Origin of the sequence: Geodermatophilus poikilotrophus (assembly GCF_900111455.1) — a bacterium.
GTDB lineage: Bacteria > Actinomycetota > Actinomycetes > Mycobacteriales > Geodermatophilaceae > Geodermatophilus > Geodermatophilus poikilotrophus.
The window spans coordinates 659,774-678,469 of sequence record NZ_FOIE01000001.1 but is presented as its reverse complement, the minus strand read 5'-3'; the positions used below and the strand labels follow the sequence as shown (position 1 = coordinate 678,469).

The 18,696-nt window shown below is 75.7% G+C and carries 20 protein-coding genes; 10 read left to right on the top strand and 10 right to left on the bottom strand.

From position 1 onward, the window contains the following. Positions 1-15: 15 nt before the first annotated feature. From BMW27_RS03070 to BMW27_RS03065, 3 genes are all read left to right on the top strand, one after another. On the top strand, positions 16-939 hold the full coding sequence (locus BMW27_RS03070) for a tryptophan 2,3-dioxygenase (protein WP_245743267.1): 924 nt from the start codon (positions 16-18) through the stop codon (positions 937-939). A gap of 188 nt (positions 940-1,127) precedes the next feature. Beyond that, positions 1,128-1,289, top strand: a complete 162-nt coding sequence (locus BMW27_RS23205; protein WP_175486322.1) for a hypothetical protein — start codon at positions 1,128-1,130, stop codon at positions 1,287-1,289. A 68-nt stretch (positions 1,290-1,357) separates the two neighbouring features. Beyond that, positions 1,358-2,557 (top strand): low temperature requirement protein A, encoded by a 1,200-nt coding sequence (locus BMW27_RS03065; RefSeq protein WP_175486316.1) that lies wholly within the window; start codon positions 1,358-1,360, stop codon positions 2,555-2,557. 15 nt (positions 2,558-2,572) lie between these two features. On the opposite strand, the gene BMW27_RS03060 is transcribed toward BMW27_RS03065, so the two are convergent. Continuing rightward, positions 2,573-3,178, bottom strand: a complete 606-nt coding sequence (locus BMW27_RS03060; protein ID WP_091438847.1) for a TMEM175 family protein — start codon at positions 3,176-3,178, stop codon at positions 2,573-2,575. Between the two features lie 72 nt (positions 3,179-3,250). Between BMW27_RS03060 and BMW27_RS03055 the strand changes: the two genes are divergently transcribed. Then, on the top strand, positions 3,251-4,141 hold the full coding sequence (locus BMW27_RS03055) for an alpha/beta fold hydrolase (RefSeq protein ID WP_091438845.1): 891 nt from the start codon (positions 3,251-3,253) through the stop codon (positions 4,139-4,141). 22 nt (positions 4,142-4,163) lie between these two features. Continuing rightward, on the top strand, positions 4,164-4,604 hold the full coding sequence (locus tag BMW27_RS03050) for a flavodoxin family protein (RefSeq protein WP_091438844.1): 441 nt from the start codon (positions 4,164-4,166) through the stop codon (positions 4,602-4,604). Between the two features lie 36 nt (positions 4,605-4,640). Here the strand turns inward: BMW27_RS03050 and BMW27_RS03045 are convergent, their stop codons facing one another. The 4 genes from BMW27_RS03045 to BMW27_RS03030 form a co-directional block, all read right to left on the bottom strand. After that, a complete protein-coding gene (locus BMW27_RS03045) occupies positions 4,641-5,396 on the bottom strand; it encodes a hypothetical protein (RefSeq protein ID WP_091438842.1) in 756 nt (251 codons plus the stop codon). Positions 5,397-5,468: 72 nt separating this feature from the next. Further along, positions 5,469-7,025, bottom strand: a complete 1,557-nt coding sequence (locus BMW27_RS03040) for an alpha-amylase family glycosyl hydrolase (protein WP_091439781.1) — start codon at positions 7,023-7,025, stop codon at positions 5,469-5,471. A gap of 243 nt (positions 7,026-7,268) precedes the next feature. Beyond that, positions 7,269-7,454: a DUF6186 family protein gene (locus BMW27_RS03035; RefSeq protein ID WP_091438841.1), complete on the bottom strand. Its 186-nt coding sequence runs from the start codon at positions 7,452-7,454 to the stop codon at positions 7,269-7,271. Next, the gene (locus tag BMW27_RS03030) at positions 7,451-7,837 is read right to left on the bottom strand and encodes a hypothetical protein (protein ID WP_091438839.1); all 387 of its coding nucleotides are present in this window, start codon (positions 7,835-7,837) and stop codon (positions 7,451-7,453) included. Before BMW27_RS03030 ends, BMW27_RS03035 begins: the two co-directional genes overlap by 4 nt. Positions 7,838-7,869: 32 nt before the next feature. On the opposite strand from BMW27_RS03030, the gene BMW27_RS03025 reads away from it, so the two are divergent. Beyond that, positions 7,870-8,550, top strand: coding sequence for a CPBP family intramembrane glutamic endopeptidase (locus BMW27_RS03025; RefSeq protein ID WP_091438837.1), 681 nt, complete (start codon positions 7,870-7,872; stop codon positions 8,548-8,550). 71 nt (positions 8,551-8,621) lie between these two features. Next, on the top strand, positions 8,622-10,487 hold the full coding sequence (locus BMW27_RS03020) for a hypothetical protein (protein ID WP_091438835.1): 1,866 nt from the start codon (positions 8,622-8,624) through the stop codon (positions 10,485-10,487). Here BMW27_RS03020 and BMW27_RS03015 read toward each other — a convergent pair. Then, on the bottom strand, positions 10,484-11,662 hold the full coding sequence (locus BMW27_RS03015) for an alpha/beta hydrolase family protein (protein WP_091438833.1): 1,179 nt from the start codon (positions 11,660-11,662) through the stop codon (positions 10,484-10,486). The two genes, BMW27_RS03020 and BMW27_RS03015, sit on opposite strands and share 4 nt — an antisense overlap. Positions 11,663-11,842: 180 nt before the next feature. Between BMW27_RS03015 and BMW27_RS03010 the strand changes: the two genes are divergently transcribed. Continuing rightward, a complete protein-coding gene (locus tag BMW27_RS03010; protein WP_245743266.1) occupies positions 11,843-12,706 on the top strand; it encodes a DMT family transporter in 864 nt (287 codons plus the stop codon). Positions 12,707-12,787: 81 nt separating this feature from the next. Here BMW27_RS03010 and BMW27_RS03005 read toward each other — a convergent pair whose 3' ends face one another. Next, positions 12,788-13,339, bottom strand: a complete 552-nt coding sequence (locus BMW27_RS03005) for an XRE family transcriptional regulator (RefSeq protein ID WP_217638019.1) — start codon at positions 13,337-13,339, stop codon at positions 12,788-12,790. 30 nt (positions 13,340-13,369) lie between these two features. Here BMW27_RS03005 and BMW27_RS03000 point away from each other — a divergent pair, with 30 nt between their 5' ends. Both BMW27_RS03000 and BMW27_RS02995 read left to right on the top strand, forming a co-directional pair. After that, positions 13,370-14,338: a DMT family transporter gene (locus BMW27_RS03000; RefSeq protein WP_091438828.1), complete on the top strand. Its 969-nt coding sequence runs from the start codon at positions 13,370-13,372 to the stop codon at positions 14,336-14,338. A 241-nt stretch (positions 14,339-14,579) separates the two neighbouring features. Beyond that, positions 14,580-15,194, top strand: a complete 615-nt coding sequence (locus tag BMW27_RS02995) for a dihydrofolate reductase family protein (RefSeq protein WP_091438825.1) — start codon at positions 14,580-14,582, stop codon at positions 15,192-15,194. A 153-nt stretch (positions 15,195-15,347) separates the two neighbouring features. On the opposite strand, the gene BMW27_RS02990 is transcribed toward BMW27_RS02995, so the two are convergent. The 3 genes from BMW27_RS02990 to BMW27_RS02980 form a co-directional block, all read right to left on the bottom strand. Next, positions 15,348-16,130, bottom strand: coding sequence for a DUF899 domain-containing protein (locus tag BMW27_RS02990; protein ID WP_091438822.1), 783 nt, complete (start codon positions 16,128-16,130; stop codon positions 15,348-15,350). 194 nt (positions 16,131-16,324) lie between these two features. Next, on the bottom strand, positions 16,325-17,221 hold the full coding sequence (locus tag BMW27_RS02985) for an ornithine cyclodeaminase family protein (RefSeq protein WP_091438818.1): 897 nt from the start codon (positions 17,219-17,221) through the stop codon (positions 16,325-16,327). Between the two features lie 63 nt (positions 17,222-17,284). After that, positions 17,285-18,694 carry an APC family permease gene (locus BMW27_RS02980; RefSeq protein ID WP_091438815.1) on the bottom strand — a complete coding sequence of 470 codons (1,410 nt, stop codon included), beginning with the start codon at positions 18,692-18,694 and terminating at the stop codon, positions 17,285-17,287. Positions 18,695-18,696: the final 2 nt, after the last annotated feature.

The following is an 18,696-nucleotide window of genomic DNA, read 5'->3' as shown; positions in this document are numbered from 1 at the left end:
ACTACGGTGACGGCCGTGGTGCCGTCGGACCACGACCCGTCGGGATCGGTGCGGCCGCTGGAGGACTCCATCCGCACCGACCTCGGCGGCGCGATGACCTACGCCGCCTACCTCGACCTGGACCGCCTGCTGGCCGCCCAGCACCCGCGCAGCCGCCCCGAGCACCACGACGAGCTGCTGTTCATCGTCCAGCACCAGACCAGCGAGCTGTGGCTGAAGCTCGTGCTGCACGAGCTGCGGGCCGCCTGCCGCCACCTGGCCGGCGACGCGCCGGCACCGGCGCTCAAGTGCCTGGCCCGGGTCAAGAACGTGGAGCGGACGCTCATCGAGCAGTGGTCGGTCCTGGCCACGCTGACCCCGCGGGAGTACGCCCAGTTCCGCGGCGCGCTCGGCAACGCGTCGGGCTTCCAGTCGCACCAGTACCGCGCGGTCGAGTTCGTCCTCGGCAACAAGCACCCCGGCATGCTCGCGGTCTTCGACGGCGAGCCCGCCGCACGGGCGCTGCTGGCGGAGCTGCTCGCGGCGCCGACGCTCTACGACGAGTTCCTCCGGTTGATGGCCCGGCTCGGCCTCCCGGTGCCGGCGGCCGTCCTGCAGCGGGACGTGCGCCAGCCGTGGACGTTCCAGCCGGACCTGGTCCCGGTCTTCCGCGAGGTCTACGAGTCGACGGGCACGCCGTGGGGGGTCTACGAGGCCTGCGAGAGCCTGGTCGACGTCGAGGACAACTGGCAGCTCTGGCGGTTCCGCCACCTGCGCACGGTGCAGCGGACCATCGGCGCGAAGACCGGGACCGGCGGCTCCTCCGGGGTGGGCTTCCTGCGCCGGGCCCTCGACCTCACCTTCTTCCCCGAGCTGTACGCCGTCCGCACCGTCATCGGCACTGCGGGGGGAGAACCCCGAGGAGGATCTGAACGAGGGGACGACGGCAGCCGTACGTGAGTGCAGAGGCGGCGCCGGGCCCGGTGCGAGCACCGTTCGTGTCGGTGGCCGGGAGCACGCTGCCTGCACCGCCCGCCGTCCGGAGGAGCAGCATGATCGTACGAACACACAACACGGGAGTCCTCGTGTCGCTCCCCCCCGGCGGCCGAGCATGGTCGACCTGGCGCACCCGACGAGGAGGAACCGACATGGAGCCCGACCCGCGCGAACCGACCGGAGACCTCGGCTACGACACGGCGCACGAGGTGACCGGCGACAGGCCCCGACCGCAGGAGGGGGCCCCGCAGACCGCCCCGGTGGACGACGCCGGCGACCACGGCTACGACGAGGCGCACGACTTCCGCCGCTGACGACGACCCCGCGTGGGAACGCCGCGCCGGGGTAGTCGACGGGGATCCTCTCGTCCCCAGGGAGCGTCGTGACCGACCGCACCGCACCCCGATCCATCCTCGGCGGCCTGATCCGCGCGCCCGAGCTGCGCACCGACGACGATCGGTCCGCCTCCCGCCTGGAGCTCTTCTTCGACCTGGCCTTCGTCCTCGTCGTCGCGGAGCTGGCCATCGACTTCCGTGCCGACGTGACCTGGCACGGGGAGCTGGTGTTCGCCGGGCTGTTCACCACCGTCTGGTGGGCGTGGGTCAGCTCGACCCTCTACGCCAACCGCTTCGACCACGACGACGTCGTCTACCGCCTGCTCAAGCTCGGCAGCATGGCCGCCGTCGTCGGGATGGCCGCCACGGCCACCGAGGCGACCGGCACCTACTTCGGCATCTTCGTCGGCTGCCAGCTGGTGCTGCGGGCGATGCTGTTCCTCCAGTACCTCCGCGCGTACCGGCACCTGGCCGGTGCCCGGCCGATCGCCCGGCTGTACATGATCGGCACCGCGATCGGGGCGCTGCTGTGGGCGGTGTCCCTCGCGGTGCCACGGCCGATCGGGTTCGCCCTGTGGGCCGCCGCCGTCCTGGTCGAGGTGCTGGTGCCGCTGGTGGCCACCCGCTCGTCGGCCGACGTGCCCCTGCACGTCGAGCACCTGCCCGAGCGGTTCGCGCTTTTCGTGATCCTGGTGCTCGGCGAGTCGGTGGCCGGCATCGCCCACGGGCTGCACACCGCCCACTGGACCGGCTCCGGCCTGCTGGTCGCGGCGCTCGGCTTCGTCCTGGCCGTGGCACTGTGGTGGAGCTACTTCGACCTGGCCGGGGCCCGCGCCAAGCAGCTGCTCAGCGAGGTGGGCGGGGAGCGCAGCGACCACTCGCACGACGTGTACGTCTTCGGGCAGCTGCCGCTGACCCTGGCGCTGGCCACCGTCGGCGCGGGGCTGGAGCTGGCCGTCGTGCAGAGCGGCGAGGGTGAGGTGCCGACCGGCACCCGGCTGGTGCTGGCCGGCGGGGTGGTGGTCTACCTGTTGTCGGTGTCCCTCACCGAGGTGGGGATGTCCAAGCGGGGGGCACGGCGCGGCTGGTGGTGGCCGGTCGCCGCGGCCGCCGTCGCCGTCGTGGACGTCGCGCTGGAGCTGCCGGCCGCCGTCGTGGTCGGCGCCCTGGCCGCGGTGGTCGTCGCCGTGGTGGTCGTGGGGTTGGTCGAGCGGGCCACCGGACGGATGGGCGTCGAGGAGGTGTGACCCGCGGCCGCCGGGTCAGCGCGCGCCGCGGGAGAGCAACCGGCGCACCGGGTCGGGGAGGAGGAGCAGCAGCAGCGCGAGGTAGCCGACCGCGGGGAAGGCGACACCGAGGACGAGGGCGACCCCGAAGGCGGCCGTGGTGAGCAGGGAACCGGTCGGGTCGTCCTCGGCGCCGTCGTAGCCGTGCCGACGCAGGTGCGGCCGGCCGGAGACCATCAGGCTCAGCACGGTCAGGCAGGCCGAGCTCAGTGCCATCGTCCCGATGTAGAGCGCGATCCCCAGGCGGGTGTCGTTCCCGTAGACGGCCGCCACCTCGGTGGCGAAGGGCAGCAGCACGATCGTCAGCGTCCAGAGCAGGTTCACCAGCACGAACGGCCGGTCGTAGGAGCCGACCCGCTCGACGATCCGGTGGTGCACCAGCCACAGCTGCGCGATCACCGCGAAGCTCAGCGCGAAGGCGCCGAACCGGCCGGCCTCGTCGGCGAGCAGGTCGCCGAGGTCGACGTCGCGCCCCTCCGCCGGGATGACGTCGACCAGCGGCAGGACCAGCAGCGTGATCGCGATGGCCACGACCGCGTCGAGGAAGGTGATCAGCCGGTCCAGGCCCCGGTCGGTGCGCACCCACCGCAGGCTAGGGACGTCCGCTCCCGGGCGGGGTGGTCGTCACGCCGCGGAGCGGGGTAGGGGCCCGGCATGCGGGAGCGACCAGGCCACGGCGGACGACCCGGACCACGGGAGGGCAGCGTCCGGCTGCCCGACGGGCGGACGCTGGCCTACGCCGAGTACGGCGACCCGGCGGGCCGGGTCGTGCTCGGCTGCCACGGCTCGCCGAGCTCGCGGCTGGAGCGCCACGTCGAGGACCCCGAGGACTACCGGCGCTGGGGCGTGCGCTTCGTCGTCCCCGACCGGCCGGGCTTCGGCCGCTCCGACCCGCTGCCGGGACGGCGGGTGGCCGACTGGCCGGACGACGTCGCGCCGCTGCTGGACTCCCTCGGGGTCGAGGACTTCGCCGTCCTCAGCCTCTCCGGTGGCGCCGCCTACGCCCTGGCCTGCGCGCACGCCTTCGACTCCCGGGTGCGCAGCGTCGGCGTCCTCGGCGGGGCAACCCCGCCGGACGTCCCGTGGCCGTGGCCGGGCTGGGTGCCGCGGCGGCTGCGGGCGGCCGCACACCGGCCGTCGCCGGCGGCGGCGCTGCTGCGGCCGGTGTTCGCCCCGATCGCCCAGCGCCCGGCGGCGATCCCGCGCTACCTGCAGGCACGGCTCAACCCGGCCGACCGCCGGGTGATCGGGCGCCCGGAGGTCCGGCGCATCCTGGCCGACACCTTCACCGAGGGCCTGCGCAACGGGACCGCGCCGCTCGCCGAGGACCGGGCGCTGCTGTTCCGTCCCTGGGGGTTTCCGCTGACGGAGGTGCGCCAGCACGTCCACCTGTGGCACGGGACGCAGGACTGGCAGGTGCCGGTGGCGCTCGGCCGGGTGCTGGCCGCGATGCTGCCCGACTGCACGGCGCACTGGCTGGTCGGCGAGGGGCACTTCGCCGTCTTCGACCACGCGGCGGAGGTGTACGAGGCGCTGCGCCCCTGAGCGGGCGGGGGAGGATGCCCGCGTGCCCCGGCTGCTCGTCGTCCACCACACGCCCTCGCCGTCCCTGCAGGCCGTGCTCGAGGCGGTGCGGGAGGGCGTCGCGCTGGTCGAGGAGGTCGAGCTCGACGTCCGCCCCGCGCTGTCGGCCGGGGCCGCCGACCTGCTCGCGGCCGACGGTGTCCTGCTCGGGACGCCGGCCAACATCGGTTACATGTCCGGAGCGCTCAAGCACTTCTTCGACACCGTCTACTACCCGTGCCTGGACGCCACCGTCGGTCTCCCGTACGGCGTGTACGTGCACGGCAACGACGACACCGCGGGCGCGCTGCGCAGCATCGAGAAGATCACCGGCGCGCTGCGGTGGAAGCAGGTCGCCGCGCCGCTGAGCCTCACCGGCGCGCCCGGCCCGGCCGACCTCGAGGCCGTCCGCGAGCTGGCCGCGACCGTCGCGGTGCAGCTGTAGCGGAGGTGCTGCTCGCGCGGCGACGGGGGCACGCGCTCACCCGGGCGGAACGGGCGGCGCTGCGGCCGGAGGGGCGGGCCGCGGCGGCACCTCGGTGAACAGGTCGACCAGCGCGTCCCAGCGGGTGCGCCGGTCGGCGGGGAAGCGGGCCTCGGCGCGAGCCCGCTGCCGGGAGCCCGGCCGGTAGCGGCGGTGGGCCCAGAACGAGCCGGGCCGGGCCAGCCGCACCGCTCCGACCAGCGCGACCAGCGGGACGAAGACTCCGACGACGCCCAGCACGACCCGGCCCTTGAGGATCGCGGCGAGGGCGAGGACCAGGTTCACCGCGACCGTCATCCACAACAACACCTCGCTGTCGGCGTCGTCCGCGTCGAACGGGTTGGCACCGACGAGCAGCAGCCCCCCGACGACCAGCGCCACGAGGACGGCGTCGATCGAGCTGCGGCCCTCCCGGCTCCAGTAGACGTCCTCCAGGTGCAGCCACAGCGCGAACTCGTCGAGGGTGAGGGCGGCACCGGCACCGAACAGCACGGCCAGCACCTGCACCCACGGCGGTCCGGGCCGGTAGGTGAACTCCAGGGTGCCGGTGCCGAGCAGCAGGAAGATGCCGTAGACCTCGTGGTGCAGGTGCACGCCGCCGACGCTCGCGTCGCGGAACGGCCCGCGGCCGGTCCGGATGGCCCGGGTGACCAGCCGGGTCAGCAGGAACGTCACCAGGAACGCCAGCACCATCCAGCCGACGACGGCCCGGTGCCCGGCCAGGCCGGGGACGATCTCCAGATCGACGTCCACCCACCACCTCCGCGCCCGCGGACCCCGGCCGTCGCCGATGGTGGTGCCGGCGGGTGCCCGCCGACAAGCGGGTCAGCCGCCGGTCAGGCGCAGCAGCACGGCCTCGTCCGGACCCAGCTCCACGGCCCGCCCCGGCGCCCGGCCGGGGTCGGTGGAGACGAGCAGGGTGGCCTCGCCGCCGACGGGGAGCGCGCGGGGCTCGGAGGTGAAGTTGACGGCGGCCAGCAGCCGGTCGTCGTCGTCCTCCCGCAGCCAGGCCAGCACGCCGGGCCCGGCGTCGACCATCCGCTGCCGGCCGGTCTGCAGGGTCGGCGAGCCGGCGCGCAGCGCGGCGAGCCGGCGCACCAGCGACAGCGTGGAAGAGGCGTCCGCGGCCTGGCGCTCGACGCACAGCCGTTCCGCGTCGGCCACGAGCGGCAGCCACGGCTCCCCGGTGGTGAAGCCCGCGCCGGGACCGGCCACCGACGGCGGCCGCCACGGGATCGGGGCCCGCTCGGGGTCGCGGCCGTCGACGTCGACCACCCGGTCCGGCGGGACGACGGCGTCCGGCAGGCCCAGCTCGTCGCCCTGGTAGAGGAAGGGCGTGCCGCGCAGCGCGGTCAGTAGCAGCGCGACCGCCCGGGCGCGGGCCGGCCCGTGCCCGCCGTCGCCCCCGTCATCGGTGTCGTAGCGGGTGGCGATGCGGGAGTGGTCGTGGTTGCCGAGGAACCAGGCCGGCCAGGCCCCGGGCTCGGCGAGCGCCTCGAACTCCTCGATCGCGGCGCGGAACGCGGCGGCGTCCCACGGCAGGTGGACGAACACGAAGTTGTGCGCCAGGTGCAGCTGGTCACCGCCGGCCAGGTAGGCGATCACACGCGGCAGGTCGAGCAGGTAGACCTCGCCGACGATCATGCGGTCGGGGAACTCGTCGACGACCCGCCGGATGCCGCGCAGCCGCTCGTGCGCGGTCTCCCAGTCCTGGTCGTGCCGGCGGTCGGACCCGGCGTTGCTGCGCAGCAGCGGGTCCTTGGCCAGCCGCTGCAGGGCGTCGATGCGCAGCCCGTCCACCCCGCGGCCCAGCCAGAACCGGACGACGTCGTGCATGGCCGCCACGACGGCGGGGTCCTCCCAGTTCAGGTCGGGCTGCTGCGGCGTGTAGGAGTGCAGGTACCACTGGCCGGTGCGCTCGTCGTGCGTCCACGCCGGGCCGACGGCGGCGAACTCCGAGCGCCAGTCGTTGGGCGGCCCGCCGTCGGGGGCGCCGTCCCGCCAGACGTACCAGCTCCGCTTCGGGTCCTCCCGCGAGGAGCGGGAGGCGAGGAACCACGGGTGCTGGTCGGAGGTGTGGTTGGGCACCCAGTCCAGGACCACGCGGATGCCCCGGGCGTGGCAGTCGGCGACGAGGTCGTCGAGGTCGGCCAGCGTGCCGAACACCGGGTCGACGTCGCAGAGGTCGGAGACGTCGTAGCCGAAGTCGGCCATGGGGGAGCGGAACACCGGCGAGAGCCAGACGGCGGCGACGGACAGCCCGGCGAGGTGGTCCAGGTGCGCCCGCAGGCCGCGCAGGTCGCCGACGCCGTCACCGTCGGAGTCGGCGAACGACCGCGGGTAGACCTGGTAGACCGCGCCGCGCCGCCACCACTCGCTCACGGGCACGGGGTGAGGTGGAGGCGGGTGCGTCGCGCGCCGGCGTCCGGCGGCACCCGGACCCGCGGGGCGGCGACGGTCGGGTGGGCCATGGCGACCTCCGCGGGGAGGAGCAGCGGCGGCCGGGGCTGACCGACGCCCGGGACGGTACGTGGAGGCGGCACCCCGGCGCGAGTCCCGCCGGTCGAGCCGGGAGGCCTCCCACGGACCCGGACCCGGCGCCTCCGGGCCTCAGCGGGCCGGGCCTCAGCGGGCGAGGAAGTGCACGCCGAGCCACACCCAGGCGAGGAGCACGGCGACCCGTCCCGGTGTCGTCCGCATGGCGGCGCCGACCGCCTCACCGACGGTCGCCGGCCCCGCGCCGCGCCGCGCCGCGGCCTCCAGTGCCACGGCGGCGACCAGCAGGACGGCGAACCCGGCGACGCCGGTCACCCCGGCCGCCGGGGACCGGCCCGGGTGACCAGCCAGGCACCCGCCGCCAGCCAGACGAGGGTCGCTCCGCCGCGCAGCACCGGGGAGGCGAGGACCGGGTCGGCCAGGTCGCTGAGCGTGGGCAGGTCGTCGGCGGCCAGGGTGGCCAGCTCCCAGGTGACTGCGGCTGCCAGCCAGCCGAGCCACGGCAGCCCGCGCCGGCCGACCGGCGCCGCGGCGGCGCCCGCCCGCCGGGCCAGGGCCGCCGTGGCGACGACGGCACCGGCGGCAAGCACGGCGAGCAGCGCGACCGTCGACAGCTCGCCGGCGACGGCCACCGCGGCGGCGCAGGAGACGGCCGCCGCGGCGCAGGTGAGCCGGCGCGCGGAGCGGGAACACCGCATCCGTGCATGCTGGCGCAGCCGACCGCAGGAGGGTGCTCGTCCTCGCCGTGGCGCTGGTCCCGGTGCTCGGCGCCTGGAACAACCTGGTCGTGCACCGGATCCCGGGCCGGCCCGGGTCCTACGTCGTGGCCAACGTCGCGGCGGCGGCTGTCCTGCTCGCGGCGGCCCGTGCGAGCGGCCTGTCCTGGGCCGACCTCGGGCTCGCCCGGCGGCGGCTGGCGGCGGGTGCGCGGTGGGGCGGGGCGTGCGCCGCGGTCGTCGCGGCGGGTTACGGCACGGCGCTGGCGGTCCCGGCCCTCCGGCCACTGCTCGGCGACGCCCGGGTGGCCGGCCTCGACGGCGGGGAGCTCGCCGGGCAGGTGCTGGTCCGGATCCCGCTCGGGACGGTCCTGTGGGAGGAGGTCGCCTTCCGCGGCGTGCTGCTGGCCGCGCTGGGCAGGCTGGTGTCCCGGCGCAGCGCGACCGGGATCTCCGCCGCCCTGTTCGGCTTGTGGCACGTCCGGCCCACGCTGGGTGCGCTGGCGGCCAACGACCTGGCCGGTGGTCCGCTGGCGCGCACCGGCGCGGTCGTGCTGGCCTGCCTGGGCACCGCGGCCGCCGGCGTCCTCTTCGCGGAGCTGCGGCTGCGCAGCGGCAGCCTGCTCGCGCCGGCCCTGCTGCACCTGGCCACGAACTCGCTCGGAGCGCTCGCCGCGGCCGCCGTGCACCGGTGACGGACCCCGGCCCGCCGCGAGCTCGCGAGCGGTTGGGGGGCGAGGGGGTCCCTTCTCTAGACTCGCGCCCGATGACGACGGGGAGGTGGCGGGCGGCGCTCGCCGTCCTCGCGCTGGTCGCCGGCGCGGCCGCCGTGCTCACCAACCTGGCGCTCTTCCCGCTCTACTCGTTCAACCGCGACGACTCCGTCTACGTCGCCATGGCCCGGCTGATCCAGACCGGCGCGGTCACCCTCCCCGCCGACGCCGACGCCTTCCGGCCCTGGGCCTCGGCAGTGGTCGGCGACCGGGTGGTGCTGAAGTACACCCCGCCCTGGCCGGCCGTGATCGCGGCCGGCGACCTGCTCACCGGCTCGCCGCGGGCGGCCCTGGCGGTCAGCGCCGCGGCGGCCGCGGTGCTCGTGGCGCTGCTGACCGCCGAGGTGTTCCGCGACCGGGTCGTCGCCGTCGCCGCCGGTGCGCTGTTCGCGCTGTCACCGGTGGTCGTCGTGCAGAGCGGCACGTTCCTGCCCTACCTGTTCTCACTGGCGCTCGGCCTGGGCGCCGCCGTCCTGCTGCTGTCGGGGACGAGGCTCGGCTCGACCCCCCGGTTGGTCGCGGCCGGCGTGGTGGCCGGTGTCGCGGCCTTCGCGCGGCCCTTCGACGCGCTGCTGACCGTGGCGCCGTTCGCGCTCGCCGCCCTGCTCGCCGGGGAGCGCGGCGGGCTGTCCCGGCTCGGCGTCGTCCTCCGGGTCGCGGCCGGGGCGCTGCCGGTGCTCGCGCTGACGCTCGTCTACAACGCCGTCGTCGTGGGCGGCCCGTTCCGGCTCCCGTTCACCGTCACCGGCCCGCAGGACACCTTCGGCTTCGGCGACCGCGGCGTCTTCCCGCAGTACACCGTGCACTTCACCGCCGCCGACGGGGTGACCGGCCTGCTGGCCAACGCCGTCGCGACGCCCGGCTGGGTCGCCGGCGGGGTGGTGCTCGTGGCGCTGGCGGCCCTCGGCCTGGCCCGGACGCGCGGCGCCGGGCGGTGGGCGGTCGCGGCGCTGGCCGTCGTCGTGCCGCTGGGCTACCTGCCGTTCTGGGGTCCCTGGGCGATCAGCGCGCAGTGGGAGGGCCTGGAGCTGTTCGGCCCGTTCTACTGGCTGCCGGTGGTCGTCCCGCTGGCCGTGTTCGGTGCCGCCGGCCTGACCTGGGTGGTGCGACGGAGGCGGTCCCTGGCCGCCGCCGTCGTCGTCGCGGCGATGGTCGGGCTCACCGCGCTCGCCGTGCCCGGTCCGGTGGCCGGGAACCGGGCGGTGACCGAGGAGTACCGGGCGGTGCAGCGGGCCGTCGCGGCCGCGGACCTCGACGACGCGCTGCTGTTCCTGCCGCGGCGGGGGGACCTCGGCTTCGAGAGCGACACCCCGTTCCTGCAGAACGACCCGTCGCTGCGGCAGCCGGTGCTCTACGCCGAGCAGCGCGGCGCGGCGGACCTCGCGCTGGCCGAGCGCTTCCCCGACCGTGCCCTGCACCGGCTGTCGGACGACGACGGCTCGACGGTCGTGGAGTCCCTGCGGGTGGACGCCGGCCCGACCGTTCCGCTCCGGCTGCGGCTGACCGCCCCGCCCGGCGCAGCAGGGGCCGTCGCTTACCTCCGGGCGGGCGACCGCACCCACGAGCAGCCGCTGGACCCGTCGGGCGAGGTCACCTGGACCGTGGCCGCACCCGGTGCGGCGCCGTCCGACCCGTCGGCGGTGGTGCTCCCCGCCGACGGCGTGCTCGCGGTCGGCCTGGCGGCCCGCCTCCCGGGGGACGACGGCCCCGGCGCCCGCTGGGAGCGGCGGATCGCGCACCGCACCGTGGACGGCGGGGACCTGGTGGAGCTGCTGCGTCCGGGGCAGGCGTGGGCGCGGGCGGACGGCGGCGGCTGGGAGCCCGACGCGACCGGCAGCCCGGTCGAGGAGCTCGGTTAGCCGACCTGCCGCTCCAGCCAGTCGAGGATGCGCTCGCCGCGCAGGCCGACGGCCAGCGGTTCGCAGTGGCCGCTCGCACCCTCGTCGGCGGTGAAGCGCACCAGCGCCTTGTCCCCGGGCAGCATGTCGTGCAGCCGGCGGGGTTGCCCCGGCCAGAACTGCTCGTCCTCGGGATCGGTGACCAGGACCGGGCAGGTGATCTGCCCGACGACGTCGTCGGTCAGCGTGTAGCCGCGGCCGGCGGTGAAGAAGTCGAACGGCGAGGTGGTGCCGTAGGGCCGCATCCGCCAGGTGAGCACCGCCTGGACGCGCGGGGCCAGGCGCAGGCCCCACGCCATCTCCTTGTCGAAGACCTCCCGGTCCCCGGAGTCCAGCAGCCGCACGAGGTGCTTCGGCAGGTGCGCGAGCATCGCGGTGGCCACGTCGACCACCCCGGGATCGGCGACCGCGGCGGCGACGCGGTGCTCGAAGGCCACCGCGCGCGGCACCCAGTAGCCGCCCTGGCTGACGCCGACCAGGGCCACCCGCCGCGGGTCGACGTCCGGCCGGGCGACCAGGGCGTCGACGACCGGGGTGACGACGTGCTCCCAGTCGGGCCGGAAGTGCAACCCCTGGCGGACGAGCGCGGCGTTCTGGCCCGGGCCGTCGAAGGTCATCGCGTTCCACCCGCGGGCCAGGGCGCCGGAGATCCCCCGCACCCAGGCGCCGACCACCGACCCGTCGCTGCCGTTGTTGTAGACCAGCGTGCGGCGCGGCTCGTCGGCCCTGTCGGAACGGAACAGGTAGCCGGGCAGCGTGGTGCCCTCGTACGGGATCTCGAGCCGCTCGACGGGGAGGTCGGTGGCGTCGACGAACGCGTCCCAGGCCCTCCGGTGCCGCTCCCACACCTCGCCGAAGAGACCCGCCGCGTCCGTGCGGTCGGCCGCTCCGGTCGCGGCGGCGAGGTAGTTCGCGGCGCGCAGGGCCCGAGCCGCGGTCGAGGCGGAGCTGCCGTCCTCGGCCAGCAGCCGGTCGGCGGTCGCGGACCACTCGTCGACCCAGGACCGGGCTCGGCCGTCCGAGATCCGGTCGACGGTGGTGAGCACCTCGCCGACGTCGGCGGCCCCGGCGAACACGCCGCCGAGCACGTTGCGGGTGGCGACGTCGAAGTCCTCGTCGGTGAACAGGCGGCGCACGGCCGTCACCTCCCCGGGTCAGGCGGACGACGATGCCGCGCGGGGGCAGCCGGCGGCACCCGCCGGCGCCGCGTGCGACCGCGCGCTCGCGGGTCGTGCCGGGCGGCGAGGGGGCCGACCGGCTCCGTGAGGCCGCGCGCGGGGGTTCCGCGCCGGGCGGGGGACCGGGAGCATGGCGCGGTGGACGGCCTGGCCGCAGCGCTCGCGCTCCTCGCCGCCGTCCTGTTCGCCGTGGCCTCGGCGGTGCAGCAGCGGTCGGCCGCCGACGTCCCCGACACCGACGCCGGCGGCGTGCGGCTGCTGCTCGCGCTGGCCCGCCGGCCCCGGTGGTGGGCCGGGACCCTCAGCGACACCGCCGGGTTCGCCGCCCAGGCGGCGGCGCTCGGCCTGGGGTCGCTGCTGCTGGTCCAGCCGCTGCTGGTCACCACCCTGCTGGTCGCGCTGCCGCTCGGCGCCCGCTGGGGCGGTCGGCGGCTGCGCCGGTCGGACTGGGTGTGGGCGGCACTGCTCGTGCTCGCGCTGGCCGTGTTCGCGGTGGTGGGAGGGCCGACGGCGGGCGTCGACCGGGCCGGCTGGCGGTCGTGGCTGCCGGCGTGGATCGTCCTCGGCCTGCTGGTCGGCGGCTGCCTGGCCGGTGCAGCGGTCCGCCGGGGGACGGCGCGGGCGGTGCTGCTCGCCGTCGCCGCGGGCGTGGCCTACGGGGTGGGGGCGGCGCTCACCAAGGGAGTGGTGAGCCGGCTGGACGACGGCCTGCTCGCGCTGCTGACCAGCTGGGAGACCTGGCTGCTCGCCGTCGCGCTGGTCGGCGGCACGCTGCTGCAGCAGTCGGCCTACCAGGCCGGCGCGCTGGAGGCGTCGCTGCCGGCGGTGACGGTGGGCGAGCCGGTGGTCGCCGTCGCGCTGGGCATCGGGGTGCTGGGGGAGCGGCTGCGGGCCGATGGCGCGGAGTGGGCGCTCATCGGCGTCCTCGTCGTCGTGATGGCCGCCGCGACGGTCGCGCTGGCCCGAGCCGCGGCCCGGGACGCCGCTCTCGTCCCCGCCTGAGCACGGCGGACGGTGCGATGACGCCGCACCGGGATCAGGCGCGGCACCCGCGTCCTGGAGGCAGCTCCCGGGACTCCGGCGTCACGAGACGACGTTGCGGATGAACCGGGTGACGCCGTCGTGCGCGTTGACGTAGGCGTAGGTCTGGGCGCTGGAGTAGGTGGCGTGACCACCGGTCTCGAGGGTCACCGGGCCGTCGTCGCGCTCGATGCGGAGCCGGCCCCCGGTGACGACGACCATCTCGTGCCATCCCGCCGGGTCAGGTTCGGCGTCGTAGCGCTCACCCGGGCCGAGCGCCCACGACCACAGCTGCACCTCGGAGCGGGCGGGTGCGCTGCCAAGCAGCACCGCCTCGCTCTCCGGCGCCGAGCCGCGCCAGGCCACCGCTCCGATGTCGTGCGTCGACGCGGCCGGCGCGGCGACGAGGTCGACGAAGCCGGCGCCCAGCGCCTCGGCCAGCCGGTCGAGGCCGGACAGGCTGACGTTGGCCTCGCCGGCCTCGAGGTTGATGATCGTGCGCCGGCTGATGCCCGAGGCCTCGGCCAGGGCCGTCTGGCTCAGGCCGGCGGCCTGGCGGAGCCGGCGCAGGTTCTCCCCGACGTGGACCAGCACGTCCCGGCGCGGCGTTTGCACATGCAGGATCCTACACCTACCGTGTGCAGAATGCTGCACACCCGGTCCGGTCCTCGCACGCCTTCCCGCTGGTCGGCGCCGTCGCTCACCCGGCAGGAGCTCGCGCTGGTGGGCATCACCGCCCTGTGGGGTGCGACGTTCCTCGTCGTCCACCTGGCGGTGCAGCACAGCGGGCCGCTGTTCTTCGTCGGCCTGCGGTTCCTCACGGCCGGCCTGATCAGCGTGGTCGTGTTCCGCCGGACGCTGGCCGGGCTCACCCGGCGTGAGCTCGGGGCAGGCGCGGCGATCGGGGTGACCATCTTCCTCGGTTACGCGCTGCAGACCCTGGGCCTGCAGACGATCCCCAGCAGCACGTCGGCGTTCCTCACCGCGCTCTACGTCCCGATCGTGCCGCTGCTGCAGTGGGCGGTGTTCCGCCGCGCCCCACGGCCCGCGGCGCTGGCCGGCGTGGCGCTGGCCTTCGCCGGGCTGGTCCTGCTCGCCGGCCCGGGCGCCACCGGGCTCAGCCTCAGCGCCGGCGAGGTCGTGACGCTGGTCAGCACCGTGGCGATCGCGGCGGAGATCGTCCTCATCGGCGTGTTCGCCGGCACCGTCGACCTCGGCCGGGTCACCGTCGTCCAGCTGCTCGTCGGCGGCGGTCTGTCGCTGGCGGTCATGCCCGTCGCCGGCGAGGCCGTCCCGGCCTTCTCCTGGGTGTGGCTGCTGGCCGCGGTCGGGCTCGGGGCGGCCAGCTGCCTCATCCAGCTGACGATGAACTGGGCGCAGCAGTCGGTGTCCCCGACGCGAGCGACGGTGATCTACGCCGGGGAGCCGGTGTGGGGCGGGATCGTCGGCCGCCTCGCCGGCGACCGGTTGCCGGGCCTGGCCCTCGCCGGAGCTGCGCTCATCGTCGCCGGCGTGCTCGTCAGCGAGCTGCGGCCACGCCCCCGTGGGAAGCGGACGGTGCACCACCCCGGCTCTCCTCCGTCGCGGATCCCGGCGGAACGGCCGCACACCTGACCCGCGGCTGCGCTTCGGCTGCCGCTCGGTGTCGACGGCGGGGACGTCCGGGAGCCGGCCGTTCGACCGGCTCCGGCGGACTGCGCGAGAGGGCGGCTGCAGGGACACGGGGAGGACCGTGCTGCGCCGTCGAGCGCACGCGGGACGGTGCGTGGCCACGGGGAGCGATGAGTGCGCGGGCCTCGGGCGGTCTGTGCAGTGAGTCCGCGGACCGGCCGCGGAACGCGCGGAGCGAGGTCGCATGCGCCGGGTCCTGGTCCAGCAGTGGGTCTCCGTCGACGGCATGGTCGCCGGCCCGAACGGGGAGACCGACGTCCTCGACGCCGTCCCCGACTTCTCCGCCTCGGACCAGCACAACACGGCGCTGCTCGACTCCGTCGACGAGGTGCTGCTGGGCAGGCGCACCTACGAGGAGTTCGTCCAGTTCTGGCCCACGGCCGAGGGCGAAGCGCTGGCCCCACTCGTCAACGCCCTGCCCAAGACCGTCGCGTCCACCACGCTCGGCGCCGCGCCGTGGGGTGGACACCCACCGGCGCGGATCGTCCCCGACGCCGTCGAGCACATCCGGTCACGCCGCACGGCCGGCACGACCGGGACCACGATCGTGTGGGGCAGCACCACCGTGATGCGTGCTCTGCTGCGCGCCGAGCTGGTGGACGACCTCGAGCTGTTCGTCGCACCGGTGCTGCTCGGCACCGGCACGCCGCTGCTCGATCCGGCCGGGCCCACCGTGTGTCTGACCCTGCGGGACAGCGAGACCTGGCCCGGCGGCTCGCTCCGGGTGCGCTACGCGGTGCCTGCTGCCGACCCCCTCCCAGAGCCGTCGACCGGCGCCAGCGTGAGCCGGCTCGGATGACCGGCAGGTCCGCCCAGACCTGATCCGCCGGGTACGACGCCATCGGCGGTCGACGGGGGTCACGAGGGACCGGAGGACGACGGTCGGCGTCAGGCGGGTGGAGCCCTCGGTACCGGCTCGACACCTGTGCCCGACGCCGTCGGCGACGGCGCGTCAGGAGTGGTCGCCGTGCCGGCCGAGGGTCTCCACTGGGGTCGCACCGGGGCGGGTCCACTGCGGCACGGGGCGGCTGGTCGGGCCCCAGGTGGCGTTCCCGTCCGCGTCCGCGCGCCAGTACCAGCACGCGTGGCGCCCCTCGGGCCAGCCCTCGGGGGTGTCCTCCCACGCCTCGCCGCGGCCGTAGGGCGTCCTGTCGAGCAGGCCGAAGGACGCGGCGACCGGCTCGTTGCCACGGCCCGTCGTGGAGTAGGTGAGGAACACGCGGTCGCCGTCGCGCAGGAAGCAGGTGAGGTGGCCCATCTCCCCGCCGACCGGCTCCGCCACACCGCGCACCGAGTACCAGGGCTGCGTGTAGCCCATGAACTCGACGTAGGCCGCCACCTCGTCCCACCGGCCCGTGGTCAGGACGGCGAACGAGACGCCGCGGGCGTTGAGGTAGACGGCGTCCCTCAGCTGCCAGGTCGTCATGGTGCAGCCCTCGCACTGCCCCTGGTGCGGCGCGCCGTCGTACCACATGTGCTTGTAGACCAGGAGCTCGTCGCGACCCTGGAACAGGTCCAGGAATGGGACCGGGCCGTCGGGTCCGACGACCTCGACCGTCCCGTCGAGCTCCACCATCGGCAGCCGGCGGCGGGCCGCGGCGAGGGCGTCGCCCGCGCGGGTGTGGGCCTTCTCGCGGACCAGGAGCTCGTCCCGGGCGGCCTGCCAGGTGGCGAGGTCGACGATGGGCGGGCGGCCGGGCAGCGCGGTGGCCGGGTTCCTCGACGTGGTCGTCATGGTCTCCTCCGTGGCGTCTCGTGCCGGGCAGCGTCGGACGACGTCCTGCGACGGTCACCAGGACAGACCCGCGACCCGGCCGGAACTCATCGCGGCAGGGGCGGCCGCCCGGCAGTCGCCGCCGATCGCCACCGTGGTCACGTGAGCCGGGGACCGCGGCGCCGCCGGGCACTCTCGTGCGCCGCAGGACCCGGTCAGCCTCCGCTGCGTGCCACGACCGCCGCGGCGACGACGAGGTCCTGCCACGACATCCCGACGCTCTTGAACACCAGCGGACGGTCGGCGGGCACGGCGACCGCACCGGTCAGGACGTCGCGCAGCGGCACCAGGTCGTCGGCGTCCAGCGTGCCCTCGGCGATCGCCAGCACCACGTCGCCGGCCTCCCGCAGGGCGGTGGCGACGTCCTCGACGACCACGGTGGCGCGCCCGAGCAGCGCTGCGTCGAGTTCCCGGGCGTCGGGCTCGTGCGAGCCGACGGCGACGACCACGGCGTCGTCGCGCAGCAGAGCGGAGTCGAACACCGGCGACCGTGCCGAGGTCGCGCAGACGACGACGTCGGCCGCCCGCAGCGCCTCGTCGGCCCCGGGCGATCCGAGCCCGACCGCGTCGAGCGGGGTCCGAGACGGGTCGCGCACCAGGTGCGTGACGTCCGCGAGCGGGCGGACGGCGGCCAGCGTGGCGACGTGGCCGGTGGCCTGCGGACCGGCACCGACCACCGCGACCCGCAGCGGACGCTCCGGCAGCCGCTCGAGGACGGCGGCGACCGAGACCGCCGGGGTGCGCAGCGTGGTCAGCGCTGTCCCGTCGAGCACCGCGCGCAGCGCGAGGGTCTCCCGGTCGAACAGCAGGTACGCGGCCTGGATGCGGGGCAGCCCGGAGGCCGGGTTGTCCGGGGCGACGGTCACGACCTTCACCCCGGCCGCGGCGGACGCCTCCGACGGCATCAGCAGGAACTGGCCCCGCGTCAGGCCGACCGGGATGCGGGGCGGGTCGGCGGCCGGGTCGACCCCACCGCGCAGGGCGTCGGTGATGGCCCGGACCGCCGCCGCGGGTCCGAGTGCGGCGACGGCGTCCGCGTCGAGGAACCTCACGGCAGCAGGGACGCGATGGGCGAGGGCAGCACGGGAGCACCCTGCCACCCGGGTCCAGCGCCCTCACCCCGTCGTGGCCGGCGTGGCGCGGCGCCGGCGCTCCAGCAGGGCGAAGACGAACGGCGGCAGCGACAGCACCACCGTGGCCAGCGCCAGCAGGAGCACGTAGACGACCGGGTTGCCGGTCTGCAGCTGGGCCGGCGGGACGAAACCGAGCAGGAAGGAGACGACGCAGCCGGCCAGGCCGACCCCGCCGACGAGCCACACGCCGGGCAGCCCGCCGGGGATGCGGTAGGGGCGGGGGACGTCGGGCTGGGTGTGCCGCAGCCGGATGACCGAGGCGAACACCAGCGCGTACATCACCACGATCACCTGCGCGGTGACCGCCGAGAGCATCCAGTAGGAGGTGCTGACGCTGGGCACCAGCGCGAAGAGCAGGGCGAACACCGAGCCGGCGACGGCCTGCACGACCAGCAACGCCACCGGGACGTCGTTGCCGTTGACCCGCCCCAGCCGCGCCGGGGCCAGCCCCTCGCGGGCGACCGCGCCGACCCCCTTCGCCGGCCCCAGCACCCACGGGGTCAGGTGGGCGACGCCGCCCAGCGCGACCACCACGGCCAGCGGGACGAGCAGCCAGCCGATGTCCAGCCGGTCCAGCACGCTCGAGAACAGCTCCATCGTCCCGGACACCAGGTCGATCTCCCGCTGCGGCACCACGAACGCCATGAACAGCGAGCCGAGCACGGAGAAGGCGACGGTGACGGCCACGGCCAGCGCGATGGCCCGCGGCACCGTCCGCCCGGGGTCGGCGGTCTCCCGGGCGTGGAAGCCGGCCATCTCCATGCCGGTGAACAGCAGGATGACCCCGCCGAGGAAGGCCATGTTGCCGAGCGAGACGTCGGGGACCAGCGCGCCGGCGGAGAACGGGATCTCCGAGCGGTCGCCGCGCAGCAGGAACGCCGCGCCGAGGGCGACGACGAGGACGGCGGGCAGGATGGAGCCCGCGACCGTGCCGACCGCGCCGATCACCGACGACGTCCGCACCCCGCCCAGCGCGGCGGCCGTGGTGCCCCAGAAGACGACGAGCATGACCGTGACGAGGAAGAACCGGTCGCCCGCCAGGGCGGGGTCGAACGCGTAGGCCAGCGAGGCGGCGATGAACGAGAGCACCGTGGGGAACCAGGCCACGTTCTCCGCGTAGTCGCACCACACCGCCAGCGCGCCGGTCCGGCCGCCGAAGGCCTGCTTGACCCAGGCGTAGACGCCGCCCTCCTGCGGCCAGGCGGTGCCCAGCTCGGCGGCGGCCATCGACACCGGGACCAGGAAGACGCCGATCGCCAGCGCGAACAGCACGAGCATCGACCAGCCGTACTCCGCCATGACCGGCAGGTTCCGGGCGCTGACGATCGAGGCGATGTTGACCATGGCCAGCGACAGGACGCCCAGGCGAGCCGGAGCGCCCGGCCGGGTCACGC

Coding starts and splice junctions, on each gene's coding strand:
- BMW27_RS23205 (WP_175486322.1), top strand. CDS start 1,128: ATGGAGCCCGACCCGCGCGAACCGACCGGAGACCTCGGCTACGACACG.
- BMW27_RS03055 (WP_091438845.1), top strand. CDS start 3,251: ATGCGGGAGCGACCAGGCCACGGCGGACGACCCGGACCACGGGAGGGC.
- BMW27_RS03030 (WP_091438839.1), bottom strand. CDS start 7,837: ATGCGGTGTTCCCGCTCCGCGCGCCGGCTCACCTGCGCCGCGGCGGCC.
- BMW27_RS03020 (WP_091438835.1), top strand. CDS start 8,622: ATGACGACGGGGAGGTGGCGGGCGGCGCTCGCCGTCCTCGCGCTGGTC.
- BMW27_RS03000 (WP_091438828.1), top strand. CDS start 13,370: ATGCTGCACACCCGGTCCGGTCCTCGCACGCCTTCCCGCTGGTCGGCG.
- BMW27_RS02995 (WP_091438825.1), top strand. CDS start 14,580: ATGCGCCGGGTCCTGGTCCAGCAGTGGGTCTCCGTCGACGGCATGGTC.
- BMW27_RS02990 (WP_091438822.1), bottom strand. CDS start 16,130: ATGACGACCACGTCGAGGAACCCGGCCACCGCGCTGCCCGGCCGCCCG.